At 43.0% G+C, this 16269-nt stretch carries 12 protein-coding genes and 1 riboswitch; of the genes, 4 read left to right on the forward strand and 8 right to left on the reverse strand.

What is annotated here, in order from left to right; genetic code table 11:
- The first annotated feature begins 62 nt into the window (after positions 1 to 62).
- Positions 63 to 521, forward strand: coding sequence for a nitroreductase family protein (locus FC98_RS02885; protein ID WP_056949167.1), 459 nt, complete (start codon positions 63 to 65; stop codon positions 519 to 521).
- A 169-nt stretch (positions 522 to 690) separates the two neighbouring features.
- On the opposite strand, the gene FC98_RS02890 is transcribed toward FC98_RS02885, so the two are convergent.
- The 6 genes from FC98_RS02890 to FC98_RS02915 form a co-directional block, all read right to left on the reverse strand.
- Positions 691 to 1404 carry a glycerophosphodiester phosphodiesterase gene (locus FC98_RS02890; RefSeq protein ID WP_040471425.1) on the reverse strand — a complete coding sequence of 238 codons (714 nt, stop codon included), beginning with the start codon at positions 1402 to 1404 and terminating at the stop codon, positions 691 to 693.
- 280 nt (positions 1405 to 1684) lie between these two features.
- Positions 1685 to 3046: an ABC transporter substrate-binding protein gene (locus tag FC98_RS02895; protein ID WP_191981992.1), complete on the reverse strand. Its 1362-nt coding sequence runs from the start codon at positions 3044 to 3046 to the stop codon at positions 1685 to 1687.
- A complete protein-coding gene (locus FC98_RS02900; RefSeq protein ID WP_008856665.1) occupies positions 3046 to 3876 on the reverse strand; it encodes a carbohydrate ABC transporter permease in 831 nt (276 codons plus the stop codon). Before FC98_RS02900 ends, FC98_RS02895 begins: the two co-directional genes overlap by 1 nt.
- Complete coding sequence (locus FC98_RS02905; RefSeq protein ID WP_008856666.1) at positions 3876 to 4838, reverse strand: carbohydrate ABC transporter permease; 963 nt, start codon at positions 4836 to 4838, stop codon at positions 3876 to 3878. Before FC98_RS02905 ends, FC98_RS02900 begins: the two co-directional genes overlap by 1 nt.
- Positions 4831 to 5919 carry an ABC transporter ATP-binding protein gene (locus tag FC98_RS02910; protein ID WP_054654531.1) on the reverse strand — a complete coding sequence of 363 codons (1089 nt, stop codon included), beginning with the start codon at positions 5917 to 5919 and terminating at the stop codon, positions 4831 to 4833. Before FC98_RS02910 ends, FC98_RS02905 begins: the two co-directional genes overlap by 8 nt.
- A gap of 470 nt (positions 5920 to 6389) precedes the next feature.
- Positions 6390 to 7349: a D-2-hydroxyacid dehydrogenase gene (locus FC98_RS02915; RefSeq protein WP_056949168.1), complete on the reverse strand. Its 960-nt coding sequence runs from the start codon at positions 7347 to 7349 to the stop codon at positions 6390 to 6392.
- A gap of 400 nt (positions 7350 to 7749) precedes the next feature.
- A riboswitch (cobalamin riboswitch) is annotated at positions 7750 to 7936 on the forward strand.
- Between the two features lie 310 nt (positions 7937 to 8246).
- Between FC98_RS02915 and FC98_RS02920 the strand changes: the two genes are divergently transcribed.
- The 3 genes from FC98_RS02920 (at position 8247) to FC98_RS02930 (ending at position 12445) form a co-directional block, all read left to right on the forward strand.
- The gene (locus tag FC98_RS02920) at positions 8247 to 10499 is read left to right on the forward strand and encodes a DUF5776 domain-containing protein (RefSeq protein ID WP_056949169.1); all 2253 of its coding nucleotides are present in this window, start codon (positions 8247 to 8249) and stop codon (positions 10497 to 10499) included.
- Between the two features lie 100 nt (positions 10500 to 10599).
- Entirely contained in the window at positions 10600 to 11646 is a 1047-nt protein-coding gene (locus FC98_RS02925; RefSeq protein WP_056949170.1) for a prenyltransferase/squalene oxidase repeat-containing protein, read from the forward strand.
- A 25-nt stretch (positions 11647 to 11671) separates the two neighbouring features.
- On the forward strand, positions 11672 to 12445 hold the full coding sequence (locus tag FC98_RS02930; protein WP_008856672.1) for a DUF4430 domain-containing protein: 774 nt from the start codon (positions 11672 to 11674) through the stop codon (positions 12443 to 12445).
- 576 nt (positions 12446 to 13021) lie between these two features.
- Here FC98_RS02930 and FC98_RS02935 read toward each other — a convergent pair.
- A complete protein-coding gene (locus tag FC98_RS02935; RefSeq protein WP_056949171.1) occupies positions 13022 to 14641 on the reverse strand; it encodes a glycoside hydrolase family 43 protein in 1620 nt (539 codons plus the stop codon).
- Between the two features lie 32 nt (positions 14642 to 14673).
- Positions 14674 to 16152 (reverse strand): MFS transporter, encoded by a 1479-nt coding sequence (locus FC98_RS02940; RefSeq protein ID WP_056949172.1) that lies wholly within the window; start codon positions 16150 to 16152, stop codon positions 14674 to 14676.
- Positions 16153 to 16269: the final 117 nt, after the last annotated feature.

A 16269-nucleotide genomic window follows, 5' to 3' on the forward strand; every position in this document is an offset into this window, starting at 1 on the left:
GACTTACACTCCGATCCCTAACCGCTTTGCTCCGCTCACTTTTATTAGGAGGCTTATTGATTATGGAAACACAAAAAATGATCAGTTCAAGAAAAGCAATTCGTGAATATAGTGGTCAAATCACTGACTACCAGCTCCATGAAATTTTAACGGCAGCAAATGCAAGTCCGGTTGCCATGGGCCAATACGATAATTATCGACTAACGGTCATTCAAGACCCAGCAACCTTAGCCAAGATGAGCGGCGTTTATGATGCTCCGACCGTCATTGTGGTATCCACCAACAATGCGGGTGCCCCCGAGGAAGTTTCTGCTGGCGCAATCGTTCATAACATGGAATTAGCCGCTGAAGATCAAGGGCTTGGCGCCAATTATAATATGGGCGGCTTAAGTTCGATTCCAGCTGATGTCATTCCAAGCGGTTTTACACCAGTATTTGGTTTAACAGTGGGTCAAACCACTGAAAAGTTTGCCCCGCGGGAAGTCCCGATGGATAGGATTAAAACGAACTTTGTGAAGTAATCGCTTCTAGTTCCTAGCATTACAAAAAAGCAACCAATGATGATTTTTTTCCATTCATCATTGGTTGCTTTTGTTTTCTATTTAACATAGGACAGCTGCGCCAAGCAGAGACTTGCACCTAAGCCTTCCCCACCAAAAATCCAAAACCGGGATTTCTGGTGGGGAAAACTTAGGCTCCAGTCTCTAACGCTTGGCTCCGCTCACTATTTTTAACCCGTTCAGCTTCTTCAAAGTTATCGGTGATAATCCCAGCAACGTGTTCCGCTAACAACTTGACTTGCTTCCGCGGATCGTCAACCGTCCAAATCCGTTCCTTCACGTTCCCAAGTGCTTGATAGTGATTGAGATGTAATCCTGACAAGTGTTCTTTTTGAATAAGCGCCTTTGCATTCAAAATTGGATGATCAGCCAATAGACAATACTGTTGATTAGGATCCAGTTGATAAGCAATCTTTAACGAGTCAAGGTTAAACGACGAATAGATCACGGGGTACGCCAAGTCATATTGCCGGACCATGTCCAACACGATTGCTTCAATATGCGGGTAGTGAATTTTATTCGTCTTAAACTCCAAGTTCAGGTAAACGGGCTGTTGATTAGCAGCGGTCAATAGATCCCTCAAAGTCGGAATTTTTTGCCCGTCTTTCAAATGGAACTGACGTAATTCTTCCAAGGAATAATCCTGAATCCGCCCCTTCCCATCGGTTGTCCGGTCAATCCTTTCATCATGCATAATTACCGGCATATTATCTTTCGTAAGATGAACATCAAATTCCAAGCCCTCAACGCCATGATCAATTGCGTAAATAAATCCGTCCAATGAATTCTCCATAAACTTGTGGGGATAACCACGATGACCAAAAATTAGGGTACTGGTTGTCATAAAATAACTTCCTTTCATCAATAGTGAGTGTAGCAGAGCGGTTAGGGATCGGAGTGTAAGTCTCCTCTGGAAGGAATTCCTGGTCTTGGAATTTTTTCCAGAGGTGCTTACGCGTAGATCCCTGCTCTGTGGAACTGTCCTATGAAAAAGTGAGTGTAGCAGAGCGGTTAACAATCGGAGTGCAAGTCTCCTTCAAGGGGAATTCCCGGTTCTGGAATTTTTCTTGAAGGTGCTTACGCGCAGATTGTTGCTCTGCAGAACGGTCCTTTCAATCAATTCATCATTTCTTATCCGCCCGGTTGGTGGTCGTTAAATTAGCGTTCATTGCTTTATTAGCGGTTGTCAAAGCACCGTCAATATTGCCGCCGTTGTAAACCGTCTCCATCGCCGTTTCTTCCAATTCCCGGGTTAGCTGCATCCCTTCCATCAAAATTCCCGAGTTTGCATTATTCGGCTTAGCACTCGCTAACTGCTCCCCAGGAACCCGGGCTGCGGGGATCTTTTTATACAGATTCTGCAGGGCCTTTTGCTTCTGCGAATTCTTGTTCAAGGCTAAATAACCAGTGGCAACTTGCCAATTGGCTTGATTCTTGGCGCTTTCTGCATACTTAATGAATTCAAATGCGCCCTTTTGAACTTTTTCCGGCTTGTCATTTGAAATCCACAAAGCAGCGCCACCAATTCCCACACCATTTGCTTTTGTCCCGTCTGGATGTGGGAAGTAGCTAATCCCCAATTTATTCTTATTGCCAGTGGTTAGCTGACCGATGTAAGCAGAGGACTGCACAAAGATCCCTAATTTATCCGCCAGGAAAGCCGCAATTTCGTTGGTTTCCGCACTAGCACCCGACCCATAATTCACAAAATCGCCTGACTTGATATTGGTCCGAATCCATTTGAGAAACTTAACCGTATTAGGATTATTAACGTTAATTTTGGTTGGGTTGCCTTGATGACCGTCGCCATTATTGATTAGCTTAGTCTTATCATTAGCCAACGCCTCTTCTAGCAGCCAGCCATAAATTTCCATCGTCATTCCCTTAACTTTATGATGAGATTTTTCGTACAATTCCTTAGCGACCCGGCTAATTTCACTATAACTAGGTGACTTAGACGGTGGCGTGATCCCGTATTTTTTCAGGAGCGTTGCGTTGTAATACAGAACCGGCTGTGACGTGTTAAACGGCATTGCCAACTGTTGACCCTTATTTGAGTAAAACGATCGGGCCACCGGCGAAATATCACTCGTGTCGTAATGATCCTCATCAATGAACTTCTGAACTGGCGTAGTGTACTTACTATGCATCATTTGGGCAGTTGAAATGTCAAATGACTGAAATAACGCTGGCGATGCGCTGGTACCGTGACTTTGAATAATCTTTTGTACCGCTTCGTCATACGCACCCTCATATTGAGGAATGACTTCATACTTACTTTGTGACTGATTAAAATTATCAACCATTTTATCAAGGGCCTGTTCGGCAGGGCCACCCATTTCATGCCAGAAAACGATCGGGGTTCGGCCAGCTTTGGCGGTGGTCTCCTTATGCGAAGCCCCCACAAAAGCTACTCCAATTGCAACAACCACGACCGCAATGATTGGAATTAAATGATTTTTAATGAAATCCCAAATTTTTACCATCACTTAACCGCCCCTTCGTTTGCGCCTGATTTAAAGTAATGTTGGCCCACGAAAAGAACGATCAACGTTGGGATGACAACAATCGCCGCGGTTGCTTGGATCATTCCCCAGTCATTAAACGTTTCTTCAGACTGGAGCTGCCGCAGACCGTTTTGAACTGGCCGAAATGAATTACTAAAGGTTGTCAACATTGGCCACAAATATTGATTCCAAGCACCCAAGAAACTGTACGCCCCCAAAGTGATTAGTGAAATCCGATTGTATGGCATCACGATCCGCCAATAAAATTGTAGGTGACCAAGGCCTTCAATATCAGCCGCTTCCTTGAGTTCTGCTGGCATTTGCTTGAATGATTGGCGCAACATAAAGATCCCAAACGCCGAGGTTAGAAACGGAATAATCATAACCGAATAACTATTCAACAACCCCATCGCCTTAACTGTCGAGAAATTGGGAATAATTTCCGCTTCAAATGGCAGCATCATCGTTGCTAATACCAAGACAAAAAGTGATCGCTTATATTTAAAATCCAAAAAAACAAATGCATAGGCACTCATCGAGCAGAATAGTAATTGGGCGAACATGGTGACCGTTGAAATTACCAGACTGTTTCCCAAGTAATGAAGGATCGGCGTTTGGGTAAAGGCATCAACGTAATTTTGAAACGATAAATCCGTGCTCAAGAAGTTGCCCTTCGCAATTTGCATGGTCGGCAAAAAGCTGGTCCATAAACCAATGAAAAATGGCGCCAAAACGACCAATGCCAAAACACTCAATAATAAATAGTTCCAAACGTTCTTAGCTATTTTAGGCTTTGCGACAACGTTCATTAGTAGTTCACCCGCTTTTCTAAGACTTTAAATTGCAATAACGTAAATAACGCAATGATAACCGTCAAAATCAACGCTTCAGCACTCGCCTGGGCGAAGTTGCCACTGTAAAAGGCATCCTTATAAATTCGGTAAACCAGCATGTTGGTTGCGTTAGTTGGCCCACCCTTAGTCATCAAATCAATGAGGCCGAAGCTCTTAAAGCCGTCGATCAACGTCACAATTGAAACGAAGAACAGGGTTGGTGAAATTGACGGGATGGTAATGTGGAAAAATTGGAACCGCGATGACGCCCCTTCAATGCTAGCAGCCTCGTATAGTGTCGTTGGAACAGATTGGATGGCCCCAAAGAGAATCAGAAAGGTAAAGCCGAGGTTCATCCAAACAGTTGTAATAATGACCGCTACCATTGCCCAAGTTGGATCCGTCAACCAGCCGATTGCTGGCAAGTGCAGCCAAGTACTAATTAACGATAGAAACCCAGTGGATGGGTTAAAGATAAAGAGCCAGAAGATTGCGGCGACCGAAACGGAAACGCCCATGGTAGAGGAAAATAACGTTCTAAAGAAACCAATGCCAGCAATCTTCTTACTAGCGAGGCTGGCAAGTAATAACCCCAACGCAATGGTGAGAGCAGTTACTGCCAATACATAAACCATTGTCACCGCTAAACTGTTTAAATAATCAGCCGACGTTAATAAGTTAATGTAATTTGAAAGGCCAACAAACACAGTGGGCTTCCCAACGGTATTGGTTAAAAACAAACTTAAATAGAGGGTTTTAAACATCGGATAGAAAATAAAGATTCCTAGAATTAGTAATGAAGGTCCTAAAAATAGCAGGGCGTAATATTTATCCTTAGCATTTAACGAAAACGCCTTTTCAGACGCTTCAATCTTGGCCTTAGTTTCCGCTCGATTAATCGGTGCTGAAGTAGAATCGGATGCAGGTGATTTAAGCATGAACGTATGCCTCCTTTGAGATGTCAATTCGCTTCCCATTGGCATCAAAGAACATCAAGTTAGAATTGGCAGTCACCTTAATCGGCTCATAGTTTCTAAAATCAACCTTGCCAGTCATCACAACGTGAATATCGTTCCCACTGTTTAAGGTGGCATAAACAATTGTTTCATCACCTAAAAATTCAGTATTCTTCACGACCGCATTGCCATCAACGCCTTCAGCGAGTCGAATCTGCATGTCATCAGGGCGAATCCCAATCTGTAATTTTTCAGCGGGCACTTCTTCACTCAGGATAATTTGCAGATCTGATGAAACGTTTATCATGTGGTTATTATCGGCTGAACGGGTCGCTGGAAGAATATTAATTTGTGGTGTGCCAAAGAATTTAGCAACAAAGGCATTCTTGGGGTTTTGATAAATCTCACTTGGCGTGCCAATTTGTTGCACATGGCGATCGTTTAAAACCATGATATGGTCGGCCATCGTCATCGCTTCAACTTGATCATGAGTCACGTAGATCAACGTTAAGCCGAGTTTTCGTTGGAGTGCGTAAATTTCTTGACGCATTTTAATCCGTAGTTGGGCATCCAAGTTGGAGAGGGGTTCATCCATCAGACAAATTTTGGCGTCACTGGCAACTGCTCGGGCTAGCGCAACCCGCTGACGCTGACCACCTGATAATTCCCGTGGTTTCCGCTTTGCTAAAGTGGTAAGGTTAACCATCTTTAAGGCCTCTTTAACACGGGCATTAATGTCATCAGGAGCTAATTTCCGCGCCTTCAGTCCAAAGGCAACGTTGTCCCAAACACTTAGGAACGGAAACAACGCGTAATTTTGAAAAACCATTGTTAACTTCCGCGCCTTTGGTGGTAAATCGTTGACCACGGTATCGTCAATCTTCACTTCACCAGCAGTAATCGGCGTTAAGCCAGCGATCATTCGCAGCAGATTACTCTTACCACACCCAGAAGGCCCAACGATAACAAAGAATTCACCGGTTTCAACTTCTACTGAGATATCTTTCAAGACTTCGGTTTCACTGTCATAATCTTTGCGGACGTTATTTAACGTAATCGACAAAGCGCTCACCTCAAAATCATTTATTTAACTACAAGGCTTATTGTGAGGGTTGAATGTAAAAGGGATGTTTTCTTAGTGTAAAAGAGAGGTAAAAAATAAGTGAGCGGAGTAAAGCGGTTAGAAAGCGGTCCTAATCTATGTATCAGAGAATGATCACTAAATAACCCAAGATAACCCAAGATTTTACCAAAGAATGCTCCAGTCAGATTACAACTTGGCAGAACACTTTTCTATAGATACTTAATCCCTAGTCCTGAGAGTATTGAGTGAGGCAGCTTAGATACTGGCATCTGCCTTCTGGAACAGTCCTAAACCCAATAACCAATCAGACCAGTTCTAATAAAGAACGGCCCCTATCCCTCCAGTTCACCAAGACTATCCACAAAAGCCAAAAATCTTCCCAACTAAAAAGTGACCCCATCGCAAAATGAGGTCACCACAATCAAATTTCATTTAACAATCATTACCTATTAATCAACCACATTCTCCGGCTCACCCGCTAAATAAGCCTTCAAATTATCAACAGCAATTCCCATCAGCCGCGCCCTAATCTCCGTGGCGGCCCAAGCGATATGGGGTGTTAAGAACACATTTTTAGCGGTTAACAGTGGGTTATCCCGATTAATTGGTTCCTCGGAAGCGACATCCGCTCCCAGGGCATAAAGTTTCCCAGAATTTAGCGCATCGGCAACGTCGGCTTCATTAAGCAGCCCCCCACGCGCCGTATTAATCAAAATAACGCCAGCCTTCATCTTAGCAATCGATTCTCGGTTGATCATTTTTTCCGTTTCTGATGTCTGCGGCGTATGCAGCGTAATGACGTCAACCTTAGCGTATAGATCTTCCAATGATACCTGCTTAACCCAATCTGCCGAGACATCTTTTGGATGATGGTTATAAAAAATAACTTTCATTCCAAACGAATGGGCAACCTGGGCCACTGCTTGACCAATCCGCCCAAAACCAATAATGCCCAGCGTCTTATCGGTTAAGGAAATCAACGGCGTTTTCCAAAATGTAAAGTCTTTAGCAATTTGCCACTCACCGTTTCTAACCGCCTCACTATGAAGGCCTACCTGATTGGTAATTTCTAGCAACAACGCAAAAGTGTGCTGGGCAACGGCGTCAGTCCCGTAACTCGGAATGTTGGTCACAATCACATTCTTTTTCTTGGCTGCGTCAATATCAATGACGTTATAACCAGTCGCAAGAACCCCAATGTATTTGAGCTTAGGAGCGTTTTCAATCACATTTTCATCCAACCGAGTTTTATTCGTGAGGACAATCTCAGCATCTCCAATTCGTTTTAGAATTGTGGCATCGTCATCTTGAGTCCGGTCATAATTAGTAAGTTCCCCCAATTGCTCAAAGCCCTCCCAGCTAATATCACCAGGATTTAATGCATAGCCATCCAAATCTACAATTTTCATGTGTCGGCCTCCAAAGTCATAAAGTGAGCGGAGCAGAGCGGTTAGAAAGCGGACTGTAAGTCTCCTATCGAGGAAATTCCCGGGTTTGGAATTTTTTCGATAGGTGCTTACACGCAGCTTTCTGCTCTGCACAGCTGTCCTAATGAGTGAGCGGAGTCAGGCGATTAGAAACTGGAGTGTAAGTCTCCTATCGAGGAAATTCCCGATCTTGGAATTTTTGACCAAGGTGCTTATATGGAAGTTTTTGCCTGACGCAGCTGTCCTACATTTATTAACATAATACAGCAGCCACTAGTAAAATTCATCTCACAAGTCACTTCTATAGACCAAACACGCTGATATATAACGGTTTATGAATATTGATGCTTTCCATACACATTTCAATAAATCATCGGAAACGCTTACTAAACGTGTTATAATTTTCACTGTTAAGAAACATCATAAACCGGAAAAAGGTGAAAAACCTTTGCAGCCCCTTAGCTACTGTAAGATCAACTAACTCGTCACAACTCACTGGGTATCAGCCTGGGAAGAGGACGATGTTAGACCAAGGTCGAGTCAGGAGACGTTTATGATGTTGATTGCAAAGTATCTTAAGGGTCGACTTTGGCAATTAATGACATTATTACACGATATTTTGTTTACTGTGCATTAAATATCTGTATTTAAGTTATTAATGATTAATCTCGGCCCCGCTAGGATAACTAGTTGGGCTTTTTTCGTGGGGTAGTTTTAGTTTTATTGAGTTACTTTTTTTAGGGCAGCTGCGCAAAGCAGAAACTTCCACATAAGCACCTCCGACAGAAATCCTCCAAAACCAGGGATTTCTGTCGGAGGAGACTTAAGTTCCAGTTTCTAATCGCTTTGTTCCGCTCACTTACTTTGAGGAGGGTATTTATGAATAAAAAACGACTTATTTATTGGATTTCGCTAATATTAGGCGTCTTCCTGTTATTTATCGGCGGTAGTTCCGTTGCCAAAGCTGATACAGCATCGGATGTTGATGCGGCAATTGCAACTGGCGTTAATTATACTGCCCAGAAGTCAAAATTTGGTGGATGGGATGCACCGATCTTTGCATTGAGTAATAATGGCATCACCAATACTCAAGCTCAAAATGGTTACCAGGCTATTCTTGCCCACAATGACTATATTAGTGGCGGCCATGAAGGATATATGGGCATCACTGATGTTGCTGCAATCATCAGCTTACGTGCTCTAGGTAAAGACCCAACAAATGTTGAGAACAAGGACCTTGTTGCACATGTCATTGATGACGCAAATACAAATACTGACCTAAATGGCCAAATTAATGACTTGGAGGGATTAAGTTCTGGAAACTATGGAGCTGCTAGTGAAACCGCACGAACTAATCTAGTTAATAAAATATTAAAGGCACAAGAATCTAGTGGTATGTGGAATGACTATGGTAGAGTCTATACTACCGGATCTGCATTAACAGCATTGTCGATGAATCTGAATCAACCTGACCTTCGCGATACAATTACGGCTGCAATAAAAAAAGCAGTTGGCGCAATTACATCGACCTACTATCAAGAGGATGGTGGCTTTGCTGACAAGGCAGACACTGAATACGGCTCTGAAGACGCTTCTAATAGCGCTACACTAGTTGCCGGGCTTGCTGCAACTGCAAACATTACTAATGTTAACGTTTATTCATCCCTGAATGGTCAGGATAGTTATGCTTCTCCAGTTCAAAACTTACTTAAGAATAACGTAACTTCTACTCCCGCCAATGCTTTTCTCCTTTATGAAGGCACATCTACCTTACAACAGGCTCAATTCACAAATAATGGCGGTATTGGGTCCATTTTTGCTTTTGATCAAAACGCCGCGTTCAAACCCGGCGAACTCGCCAGCTTCACCAACGCAGCTACTGCCAAGAAACAAGCCATCAGCAATGATTCACAAGCAACCACAGCGGATCAAAATAACGCGATTAGTACTGTCAACCAAATTTTAGCTACCTATACCGCCAAAATTAATGCTGATACTACGAGTGCTGAAGCCATTGCTGATCGTAATGCTGGCGTTGCTGAAATTAACAACGTGACAGTCCCTCATGTAGCCCCAATCGTTCAAAATAACGGATTGTCAGTATCGACAACCGCGCCAAGTTCGACAACTACTGCTGCGCCGATTAGCTCACCAATAAGTACCCCAGTGGTAACTTCAGCAGCTACTAATAAGAAGCCAAGCGTCAATGGTTCAGTTGTTTATGGTTTAACCACTATTAAGCTTTACAAGAACACGAATTTCACAAAATCAAATCTCACAAAAACTTATAAAAAACAGGCTCGAGTTAACCGCCCAATGTTTCTGGTCATCAGTCAAACGACCAACAAACAGGGTAAGGCAGTTTATAAGGTCAAAGACACCAAGAGTGGCAAAACTGGTTACACCCTTTCAGGTTCGAAATACTTTAATAATGCCTACTATTCAGCTAATGTGACTAAGATTAAAGTCATTAACCCCAAAGGAATTAACGAATACAATAAAGTTAAGTTAACCAACAAGCAGCGTCACGTTAAGAAGAACACTTCTTTAACCGTTAAAAAGGTTGTTAATTATGGCCGCACAACTCGTTTCCTATTAACCAACGACAACTACGTTTCAGCTAATAAAAAATTGGTCTTCGCAACTAAATACGACAAGGCTAGTGATAACACAACTACTACCACACCTTCAACAGTTGCCCCAACGACGATTACAACGCCGACAACCACTAACTCAACATCCTCAAGCACTTCATCAAATAGTTCGACTGGCACGGTGTCAAACAATAATACGCCAGTGACCCCTACCCCAGTAGTTCCAACAGCTACTGAAACGGTAACCGTCAATGCCACCGCCAATGGCAACGTTCTATCAAGCGGTAGTGTCACAATTCCAGTTGGTTCTACTGCCTTAGATGCTTTATATGCCCTAGCTCGCCAAAATGGGCTTAACGTCACGGTTTCTGGCTCCGGAAGTTCCGCATACGTTACCGGCATTAATGGCTATAGTGCTGGTAAATCGGGAACCGATACTGGCTGGCTATGTTATGTAAGTGGTAACTTCATTCAAGTTTCTCTGGGTGCTTATGTACTCAAGAATGGGGATACGGTTTCAATGGAATACAATAAATAAGGTGTTTTTCTGCTCGTTCCTTTAACAAAAAGATCTGAATTGAGAAATCCAGATCTTTTTCATTGAAGAAAATTCAATCTGTAATCAAGGAGATTATACAATGACTAAAACAATTAAAACTTTATTATCAGCTGCTGCCCTAATCCTAACCACATTTACTTTTGCGACAGGGGCCAATGCCGCTTCAACGAAGAAAGCCAGCGTTTCAACTATTCAGCGCCGGACAGCTTTGACGTATTCATATGCTAAAAAGATGATCAAAACCAACAAAACGGGCCTTTCAGGTAATGCCAGCTCAATCTTCAGTAAAAAGCTTTATCCAGAATCTGGTGCCTCAGCGGGTTATTCAGACTTTTTATTGGGATTGAAGGGTAACGGTTACAAATTTACCACCAATGAAAAGAATCTGTTACGCAAAAATCTGGTGGTTCGAGGCAATAGTCCAGCTGCCACGTTAGCTAATGCCGTAATGGCCGTGCAAGCAATGGGGCTAAACGCTCAGAATTACAAACCATATGGTCAAAAAAGAGGAATTAATTTAGTATCTCGCCTCTACAAGACCAGTATCACTAATCAGACAGCTAGTGCACAATCTCAAGCTTTAATTGCCATCTCAATGAGCAACAAATTCAAACAACCTAAAGGCGCTAAATTCAGCAAAGCCAGCCTGAGTAATCGACTCGTTAAGGTACAGCTCAATAATAATGGCTGGACTTACAATAACCGACAAGGTACCAAGGACGCGGATACAACTGCAATGGCCCTCACCGCGCTTTCTCGTAGCAAGTCAAGTGCAAGCAACATCAAGACAAGCATTCAAAAGGGGCAACAGTTCTTATTTGATATTGTGCAAAAGAACGGCACTTTTGGCTATACATTTAACGGCAAGACAACGCCAAACGCCAATTCAACCGCCGAAGCCATCATTGCCTTATCCAATGATTCAGCTACTAAAAAGTACGTCAACAGTAGCGCAATGAAGGCATCACAAACGGCCACGCCACTTTACGCCATGCTGACATACGTTAATAACACTGGTTCAATCAAGAAAGCAGCTACTCAACTATACGGTGTCGGTCAAGTAAACCTCGCCATCGCTGCTTACAAGGCTGCTCTCAAGAATCGATCTGTTTATACAATTAATTAGTTCCCAACGTTAGTGAGGTGCAAAAATGAAACGAAACAATATGAAGAAAGTCATCGGGTTCATTCTTGCGTTTGTGTTAACGATTGGTCTTGCCTTTGGGATCCAACAGGTAGTTTCATCTAAAAGCCACTCTGACAGTCCCCGAACTTCAAAGCAGGCAGCCAGTTCTTCCAGTAAATCAAGCTCACAGAAGCAACCAGCAAAAAAAGCCAGCTCTGATAAAGCAAAAAAGACGCCTTCGAACAAAAAGGATGCTAAGAAGCCAAATGGTAAAAAAGCAGCTGGCGGCCAGTCAAGTAAATCGAATTCTACGAAACCTGGCAAGCAAACAACCAAAACTCGCAAGCAGGCGGCAACCACTAGTCCTAAAAAGACTGCGACCAAGAGGACTGCTACAACTCCAAAGAGCGATAAACTTGGTAAAGTCAACCATAAGAATGAGACCAAGGTTGTTACTGGCAACTCCAAAGCTGCCAGTAAACCGGGTAACACCGCCAATACCATCAAGATTTATTTAAGAGTTGATGGCTACAAAAAGACATTCTACGCTAAGAGCATGCGGGTCAAAAAGAACGCTAACGCCTTTTCAGTCCTCAAGCAGACCAAATTAAAGATCAGCTACATTCCGGGACATTCCGTTTACATCAACGGAATTAATGGTCTCCGCGAGAATGATGTGAAAACCGGTTCCGGTTGGATGTTCAGCGTTAACCATAAGTTTATTGATCACGCAGCAAATCTAACGCCATTGAAGAGTGGCGATCGTGTTCACTGGTACTTTACGACGAAGGGCTATTAACCCCTATAACGATTAGTTTAGCCAGTTAATAAGCGCACAATTCTTGATAGTTCTTTAATATTCTAAGATGACCAACGTTTCAGGCTTAAGCAACAAAAATACAGATATTTCAAGTGAGTATTTAACCTCTTGAAATATCTGTATTTTTATTACTTCACGAATTCCAATACTATTTTTGCTTCCCAACTCTTTTAAAACCAGTTATTTCAGTAACTTTGCAATTGACCCAGTGAATTTGTCCGACCATACCGCTGATTTATCTCTTATCAGCGAAACGATAAAGTCTGGCGATGAATCAAAAAACAATGCTGAAAGATCTTCGGGAAACATGGTAATGAAAAACACGATACGACATATTTTAAAATAGGTCGTATCGTGCTTTTTTTAGTTGTTGATTTTTTATTTAGGAGATTTGTGTCTCCGGACTTTAATATCTGGTGATCATTCTACTCTTACATAGATTAGGACCGCTCCGCAAAGCAGAAAGCTGCACCTAAGTCACTCCTGCCAAAAGCCCAGGCCCACGGCTTTCGGCAGGAGTAACTTAGGCTCCGCTTTCTAACCGCTTTGCTACGCTCACCTCAATTCCTTATAATCAAAGTAATCAAAAGTGGCCGTTGCATCATAACCCGAATAGTCCACCGCTGCCAATCCCACAAACGCCCCGGTGAAGAAACCACCATAAGTTTGTAAGACATAATCATCGGAAAGAACAGCTGCATCCAAGGTTACCGGAACCTCATGCCAGGTTTCACCATCAAACGAGTATTCATAAGTGTAGCTCTGTTTACGAACCTTCGTCTTGAACCAGACGTATTCAACACCATCTGGAACGGCAATCGCATCATCTTTCAGGTAAGACGTGTAGTTCCCACGATTGTTTTCAGCAACTTCAATGACGTGACCCTTCTTTTCATCCCACGTAATAAAGATCCATGACCAGTGCTTGTCATTATAGAAGTTTGTTAAGCCGGCCATCTGTTGATACGTAAACGGATCGAATTTAACCTTCGTTTCAGCATCAAAGTTAAACGCCTGCCAGCGACTCGCAATCATCGAAACGTCGAAATTACTTGCCAGTGAGAAGTGCCCAACCAGTTTCAACTGACCGTCACCAAATGATCCCATATGCTTGCTAAACGGTACCCGCAGTGTGTTCCAGTCGTAGTCCAACGTCTCTGAATCGAACTCATCATGCCGCGAATGATCTAACGGCGCGTCAGTCTCAATGGCATCCTTTGGCGCATCAACTTCAACTTGACCACCATGGCCGCCAACAACTCGTGGCCAGCCCTGATCGTCCCATTCAACTTTTTGAATGGATGTTTCGCGGCCTAGTGTACTCCAGCCACGTGGGTCATACGCGGACTCGTTTTTATGATTCCAAGGACGGGCCATCAACGAAGCATAGTACCACTCACCGCCTGGCGTGTTAACCAAAGCGCCATGACCTTGCTTTTGAATCGCCAAGTCTGGTGTATCAAAGTTTGTAATAAATGGGCCATCTGGTTCGGTTTCAAATGAATCAGCATCCAATGTCTTTGACCGAGCAACAACTTCCTGGTGAGTAAAGACCGTGCCGCCTTGCGCTGCAAATAGATAGTAATAACCATCCTTCTGATACAGATGCGGCCCTTCAACCAGCTTTACATCAGTTCCACGATAAATGGTTCGAGCAGTCTTTGGATCTAATTTCATCGTCTTAGTATCAAACTCAGTCAACGTAATGCCGTCAAATGGGTGGTGATATTCACGATGATCCCAAGTTTGTTGAACCAGATACTTACGGCCATTCTGATCGTGGAACAGGGAAGCATCAAAGCCCACGCCATTCACCCTTATCGGATCACTCCACGGGCCGGTGATGTTTTCTGCCGTTGTCAGATAATTGGTCATATCCTTAAAGGTGCCCTCAGTCACTTTAACATCCGTATAAATCAGCCAAAACTTACCATCCGCGTAGGACAAATCCGGTGCCCAAATGCCGCCTGAAGCTGGGTTGCCCTTCATATCCAATAACGTAGTCGTTGATAGCGGCGACGGTAACAATTTCCAATGAACCATATCCTTGGATTCATGAAGCCGAACGCCAGGGAACCATTCAAAGGTCGAATTGGCGATGTAATACGTGTCACCAACTCTAATCATACTTGGGTCGGCGTTAAAGCCTGGTAATACTGGGTTTGAAATTTTCATGACAATATTTCCTTTCTATTACTTACTAATTATTAAAGTTGACCTTCACTCTTACGCTTGTCAATTTCCAAGTTAATTCGATCAACATCCTTGTCACTTAATGGGTACTTGCTCATAATCCACATTGCAACTAATGCCAAGACGATTGGCGCCCAAATCATTGAGAACTGGATCCCCATCAAAGCAGAAGCACTTTGGTGAGCTTTAGCACCATCAAACTTGAAGAAGGCGTTGATATAGCCTGGAATAATTCCACCTAAAGCCAGGCCAATCTTGAAGAACAAGCCCATGATGGCGTTGATAATCCCGGCAACCCGTTTCTTTGATTGGTATTCACCATAAGAAACAACTTCTGGTACCAATGACCACATGTAACCAGTAGCGGCAGTAATCCCCCATTGCATCAAGAAACGGCCAACGTAGCCAAGTAGTGGTGAGTCTTTAAATGCAGGCATTTGCCAAACCCACAAGATGAGTTGACCAACGATAAATAATGTTAAGAAAATGTAGAAGAACTGTTTTTTACCGATCTTTTTACGAACAATTGGCCATAAGAATACTAGGAAGATTCCTGGAATCGATCCAATCAAGTTAATGGAAGCAACCCATTCTGGATGGCCAACATTATACTGCATGTAGAATGGCCAAACGGTGTTGCCAAAGAACATGAAGGTAAAGCCAATTAGGAAGAACATCCCCAAAACTTGGAGGGGCTTATTACGTTTGATTTCAGCGAACAGATCTGAGTATTTAACGGCATCAGTTTCCTCTGCGGTCGGCAATACTCGTTCTTTAACACCAAAATAAGTGACCATCAGTAACGCAAATCCAATTACCATGTAAATTGACATAACCAAGAAGTATGCGCCCCCAGCATGAGGGGATGCATAGTTCCCAAGATGTAACTTAATTCCAAAGAAACCAATGTCTTTTAATTGCTTGTCTGGGGAAGCTAGTTGGACAAACAGCGGTAAGAAGGTATAAACCATCAAGTTACCAATGTTAGCTTCAGTCATCCGGACAGTTGTCAAAGTCGAAACTTCATTGTTATCCCGGGTAAGCGACGCATTCAAAGCCCCGTATGGGATATTAACAAACGAATAAATCATTGCAGTCGCCATATATGAAATGAATGCAAAGATGACATTACCCCGAACGGCTTCCATTGGGAAGAATAGTAAGGCTGCACAGACGGTTAATGGGATTCCAAAATATAAAATAAACGGTCGATACTTACCCCGTTTAAACTTACTCCTATCAACAACGGCTCCAACATAAGGATCCCAGAAAACGTTAATCCAACGAACAATTAGAAAAATAGTTGCCCCAACTGCGGCAGAAATTCCAAAAACGGTGGTTAAATAAAACAGTAACATTGAACCAACCGTACCAAAAATAAGGTTCTGGGCTAAATCACCGGCACCATAACTAATTCGCTCACCCCATGAGAGCTTGGCGAATTCTTTTTCGGCAACGTGTTTAGTCGCAGCATCATTAACATTACTTGCCATGTTTCATTCTCCTTTGCTTATAGCATACAAATGACAGTGTTAGTAAACCCATGGCTATCAATGAGACAATCTACTCAATAAGACAACCGTTACCAATTATTCTTCATTTGCTGATTA

The organism is Lentilactobacillus kisonensis DSM 19906 = JCM 15041 (assembly GCF_001434135.1).
Lineage (GTDB): Bacteria > Bacillota > Bacilli > Lactobacillales > Lactobacillaceae > Lentilactobacillus > Lentilactobacillus kisonensis.

What these genes read in the sequence shown, in the direction of transcription:
- FC98_RS02885 (WP_056949167.1), top strand. Translation starts at nt 63, where the DNA reads ATGGAAACACAAAAAATGATCAGTTCAAGAAAAGCAATTCGTGAATAT.
- FC98_RS02890 (WP_040471425.1), bottom strand. Translation starts at nt 1,404, where the DNA reads ATGACAACCAGTACCCTAATTTTTGGTCATCGTGGTTATCCCCACAAG.
- FC98_RS02895 (WP_191981992.1), bottom strand. Translation starts at nt 3,046, where the DNA reads ATGGTAAAAATTTGGGATTTCATTAAAAATCATTTAATTCCAATCATT.
- FC98_RS02900 (WP_008856665.1), bottom strand. Translation starts at nt 3,876, where the DNA reads ATGAACGTTGTCGCAAAGCCTAAAATAGCTAAGAACGTTTGGAACTAT.
- FC98_RS02905 (WP_008856666.1), bottom strand. Translation starts at nt 4,838, where the DNA reads ATGCTTAAATCACCTGCATCCGATTCTACTTCAGCACCGATTAATCGA.
- FC98_RS02915 (WP_056949168.1), bottom strand. Translation starts at nt 7,349, where the DNA reads ATGAAAATTGTAGATTTGGATGGCTATGCATTAAATCCTGGTGATATT.
- FC98_RS02920 (WP_056949169.1), top strand. Translation starts at nt 8,247, where the DNA reads ATGAATAAAAAACGACTTATTTATTGGATTTCGCTAATATTAGGCGTC.
- FC98_RS02925 (WP_056949170.1), top strand. Translation starts at nt 10,600, where the DNA reads ATGACTAAAACAATTAAAACTTTATTATCAGCTGCTGCCCTAATCCTA.
- FC98_RS02930 (WP_008856672.1), top strand. Translation starts at nt 11,672, where the DNA reads ATGAAACGAAACAATATGAAGAAAGTCATCGGGTTCATTCTTGCGTTT.
- FC98_RS02935 (WP_056949171.1), bottom strand. Translation starts at nt 14,641, where the DNA reads ATGAAAATTTCAAACCCAGTATTACCAGGCTTTAACGCCGACCCAAGT.
- FC98_RS02940 (WP_056949172.1), bottom strand. Translation starts at nt 16,152, where the DNA reads ATGGCAAGTAATGTTAATGATGCTGCGACTAAACACGTTGCCGAAAAA.